Origin of the sequence: Propionibacterium acidifaciens DSM 21887, assembly GCF_000426605.1 — a bacterium.
Classification (GTDB): domain Bacteria; phylum Actinomycetota; class Actinomycetes; order Propionibacteriales; family Propionibacteriaceae; genus Propionibacterium; species Propionibacterium acidifaciens.
Window position 1 is genome coordinate 1 of record NZ_AUFR01000063.1, and the last position, 4,214, is coordinate 4,214.

Here is a 4,214-nt window from a genome sequence, read left to right on the forward strand (position 1 = left end):
ACACCTGGCAGACGACCCTCGCACCGGACCCGCTCCAACACGAAGCCGAGGCCGGCAAGATCGCGGTCGTCCCGGACAACGCCCGATCCCACCACGCGAAAGCGTTGACCGGCCTCCACGGGCCCGGCCGGCTGCTGGAGCGCATCATGCCGATCCATCCGCCGCCGTACGCGCCCGACCACAACCCGGTCGAGCACGTCCGGAACACGGCCAGGAACAACATCGCGACCATTCAGCACGAGACCCCCGAAGAAACCCTCGGCGAGTCCGCCTCACACATCACCGGCCGCACCGTCGACCACGACTCCGAACACCCCCACCCCACGAAACCAGAAACGATCTTGTTTCATGACGGCCATAGCCGGATCTGGATACTTTCGCCCACCGGCACACGGGGCCTGACGGGGTGGTTGCCTTCTTCGCTGCGGATGAATCCGTACTTGGCGTTCACCGGGACTCCTGGGCGAAGAAGGCCGCCGCTTTTTTCTAGGGGCTCGGCTTCCATTCGGGCTTCGCGGAGCTCCGCCTTCAATCGTCGTGGCCTCCGGCGTTCTCCTCGCTCGATGAGTTCTCCGTCCCGGGTTCCGGGTGCTCCTTGCGCCATTTCGCGACCCAGTTGCCCACGGTCTGCGGGACCAGCCCGTAGGATCTCGCGACCTCGGCCACCGGCCGGGATCTTTGAACGATCTCGAGAACGACTTGTTCCTTGAACTCGGCACTGTACCTCGGTGCTGACATGATCAAATCCTATCTTACGCATCGGAAACACTGGTCTTTATCAGTGTCCGAAAAACGCGGAGCACTCCAGGCGGCCGGTTCACGCAGGCGCGGCCCCCACCAGAGCATCCGGCTCGTTCTGGCCAGCCTGCGACACGATCTCGAACAAGAGCTCCTCGCCGAACTGTTCGGGATTCCGCCGGCCAACCGTCTCCAGGACCCTGTCCGCCCGGACGCCCCTGATCGCCGGTGTCCTGGCCGAGAACGTCCCCACCGCCGACGGGCTCGACCCGGGCGCGCAGTTGATCGTCGACGGCACCCCCGTGCCCTGCTGGGCGTGGCGTGACAAGCCTGAACTCCACTCCGGGAAGCACCGCACCACCGGGATGAACCTTCAAGCGGCCTGCACCCAGGCCGGACGCCCGGGCCCTCACCGGATCAGGCCTCCTCGAGGGTCCGGGTGAGACCACGGCCCACGATCCGAGTTCCTTCTCCGTGCCCCACATCGCGGACAAAGGGCATGCCGGGCCGGGTACGACCGCCCCGGTCGCCGAACTCCCGGGTCTCCCCCTGTCCGAGGCCGACAAGAACCTCAACCGGGCCATCGAACGAATCAGGTGGAGGATCGAACAGGTCATCGCCCACATCAAAACCCGGAAGCCCTCAAAACCCGTTGCAGGCGCCCCGTCGACACCCTTCCGGACGCCATCACAGCAACACTCGGAAATAATATTCACCTACACCCTATGAATAAGCCTCACTGTTCGGAAATCTATATTACTCCAAATCACGTGGAACATCCGTTTCCCGAACCCTCCGGACACGCCGGTGTTATTCATGGTGACTAGCGGGGGATCGAAAAAACTCAGGGGCTGAAGCCGAGCCGGAATGCCCTCACAAGGGTTTCCAGTCGAGAGCGGGTGCCAAACTTGGTCATGAGGGAAGTCATGTAGGTCTTGACTGCGCTCTGTGACAGAAACAAAGCCCGTGCGATCTCCGCATTGGAACGGCCGGACATGAGTTGTTCCAGCACCTGTGCTTCCCGTCGTGTCAGTTCGGGAAGCCCCTCAAAGCTGGGGGGGAGAGTACGTCGGATAGAGACCATCTCCGGGGAGATTACTAACAGTCCGAGGTACACGGCTCTTATACTGGCGACAAGTTGTCCTCCGTTTAGATCTTTTAGGAGATATCCGCTTGCTCCCGCGTTGAGGGCCTTGGCCATCAGCTCATGGTCGGGGGTTGAGGTCAACATGATGACAGCGGTCGTAGGTGAGCCCTCGTGGATACCTTGGGTAGTTCGGATGCCGTCCATCCTCGGCATGTCTGCGCCAACGAGGACTACGTCGATTTCGTGACTTACCGCGTAGCTCACGGCGGCTTGACTGTCGGCCATGACAGCCGCCACCGTTAGGTCGCGAGAAACCGACAGATACGCGCATATCGCTCGTCGTGCCATTGCATCATCATCAACGACAAGCACTGTTGGGGAAATCGGGGCGCTGCTGGTCATATCTGTCTCGACGGGTTCGCGTAAGATAGTGCCTCGTGAGGGATGCGGGGCGCTGCTTTAAAGGGGGTAAGGCACGAGAAATCCGTTGCAACGCGATCCTGCTCGATCCATACGTCAGATGTCGGTGTCATCCCGGCTCCTAGGTTGTGGTGCCTCGTGCTGAGCTCGCTCGAACTGTTGTGCTGATCGTCCACGCATTGGGTCACGGAGCAAGCTAACTCACGTTCTGACGGTTTGCTCTTCTCTCAAGCTCGGAAAAACTTTAGTAGGTGAGTAGTGAGGATGGTGTCAGCTGGTGGGTACCTCGCCTGCTTCGGCGAGTGGTTTGTCGAGGACTACTTTTGGTTTGGCGAATTCGAGGGTTTGTCGGGGGCGGTTGTTGAGGAGGAACGCGATGTTGTCGAGGTCGGGCCGGGTGTGGGTGGACGGGCTGGTGCCCTTGGGCGGGTACTGGCGCAGGAGGCCGTTGGTGTTCTCGTTGCTGCCGCGCTGCCACGGGCTGCGCGGGATCGCAGAAGAACACCGGGATGCCGGTGGCCACGCTGAACTTGGCGTGGCGGGCCATCTCGGTGCCCTGGTCCCAGGTCAGCGACCGGTTGCGGCAGGCCCGGCAGTCGGCCCATGGCCCGGCCCCGGCGGCCCGGTCGGCGCTGTGTAGTCGTAGGACACGCGCTGGAGGATGAGGAAACGACTGGTGTGTTCGACCAGGGTGATAACCGCCGACCGGTTGCCCGCGCCCAATGACAAGGTCGCCTTCCCAGTGCCCCGGCACCGCCCGGTCGGCGGCTTCGGCCAGTCGCTGGGTGATCAGGACCTTGTCCGGGATCGCTTCCCGCCCCGGTGGTCATCGCCCGCCGCTGATCCCGGCTCACCCGAGCCGTGCCACCGGGGCGCAGGCTCCCGTTCAGACGCACTCCGGGCTGTCCGCGGGCCTGGCAGTACAGGGCTCGGCAGTGGATCGCTTCGGCCCACACCTGCCAGTTCGACCGGTCAGGGTGCTCGCGCCCCTGGTCGCCCGCTGATCCGGGTGTGGCGACCAGCCCTGTTCCAACCCATCGGACACCGCACGGGCCAGTTGCGGGCTGGCCTCCACCTGGCGCGGTTTGGGTCGGGAGCGTTGTTGCACGGGCCCGCTGCCGGGGCCGCCCGGGCCCGGCAGACCTCACGGCCTCCGCACCGGGCGATCTCCTTGTTGATCACCGAGCCATCACGGCCCAGCAACCGCCCGATCGCCCGGCCCGACAACCCGGCCGCGAGGCCCCGCGAGATCTCCTCACGCTCACCAGCACTCAACGCCACACCACGCACCCGAACCATCCCCTCACCAAGGACCACACACCCTACCCCGGCGAGGCACTGACCCATTTACATCAAGGAGGCTATCGCTAGCAATGTATGTGTATACCTGTCGCAAGTGGGTTTGTCCATAGCTTGCGGACAACCCCGGGGCAAGTCTCGTTACGTCAGGGTTGACCCTTAGGGGTCTGTCAGAAGACGGTGTAATTGACCCGATTGCCCTAAGGGGCAGAGAGGCCCTGATAACCGAGATCACCACCGGCACTGTCGAGCTGGTCGAGGGATCAGCCAGAGGGGGCTACGACCGAGCAGCCACTACTCCTATCACCTGAGTCGGCCGAGTTGGATAAGGCCCAGCGAGAGGCGATCGTCCAGCTGGTGTGTCAGGGGGTAGGGGCGGCGGTACCGCCTTGACCGGTCTCGGGCGGGTTGACGTGCATACTGCTTTCTGGACAGGTGCTTGAGAGGAGTGATAGTGAATTCTGAGGTGTCGAAAGGCCGTGAGCGACATCGGTACACGGTCGAGTTCAAGGATGATGCGGTGAAGATGGTGATCGAGCTGGATAAACCGATCGTTCAGGTCGCCCGTGATCTTGGTATGGCTGGCATGAAATGAAACCGTATTTTTTGTGGATTTCCTGTGCCGTTTCGGATGCGGTGGGGGCGTGCAGGTCGGGGTCGCCCCGGAGGA

General features: G+C 62.8%; 5 protein-coding genes and 1 pseudogene. 1 reads left to right on the plus strand and 5 read right to left on the minus strand.

The features are described 5' to 3' along the window. The 5 genes and pseudogenes from K336_RS19460 to K336_RS20285 all read right to left on the minus strand — a co-directional run. Positions 1–239: hypothetical protein (locus tag K336_RS19460; protein WP_211223514.1), on the minus strand; the 239-nt coding region annotated here is incomplete at its 3' end. Between the two features lie 289 nt (positions 240–528). Next, positions 529–738, minus strand: a complete 210-nt coding sequence (locus tag K336_RS16405) for a transposase (protein WP_081660851.1) — start codon at positions 736–738, stop codon at positions 529–531. 844 nt (positions 739–1,582) lie between these two features. Continuing rightward, on the minus strand, positions 1,583–2,227 hold the full coding sequence (locus K336_RS18140; protein ID WP_081660852.1) for a response regulator: 645 nt from the start codon (positions 2,225–2,227) through the stop codon (positions 1,583–1,585). Between the two features lie 288 nt (positions 2,228–2,515). Further along, a pseudogene (locus K336_RS20330) lies at positions 2,516–2,822 on the minus strand (IS30 family transposase); the annotation flags it as partial. Positions 2,823–3,217: 395 nt separating this feature from the next. Then, complete coding sequence (locus K336_RS20285; RefSeq protein ID WP_411431127.1) at positions 3,218–3,592, minus strand: helix-turn-helix domain-containing protein; 375 nt, start codon at positions 3,590–3,592, stop codon at positions 3,218–3,220. Between the two features lie 406 nt (positions 3,593–3,998). Here K336_RS20285 and K336_RS18790 point away from each other — a divergent pair, with 406 nt between their 5' ends. Next, positions 3,999–4,139 carry a transposase gene (locus K336_RS18790; RefSeq protein WP_162142625.1) on the plus strand — a complete coding sequence of 47 codons (141 nt, stop codon included), beginning with the start codon at positions 3,999–4,001 and terminating at the stop codon, positions 4,137–4,139. Positions 4,140–4,214 lie beyond the last annotated feature (75 nt).

Coding starts and splice junctions, on each gene's coding strand:
- K336_RS16405 (WP_081660851.1), bottom strand. CDS start 738: ATGTCAGCACCGAGGTACAGTGCCGAGTTCAAGGAACAAGTCGTTCTC.
- K336_RS18140 (WP_081660852.1), bottom strand. CDS start 2,227: ATGACCAGCAGCGCCCCGATTTCCCCAACAGTGCTTGTCGTTGATGAT.
- K336_RS20285 (WP_411431127.1), bottom strand. CDS start 3,592: ATGGGTCAGTGCCTCGCCGGGGTAGGGTGTGTGGTCCTTGGTGAGGGG.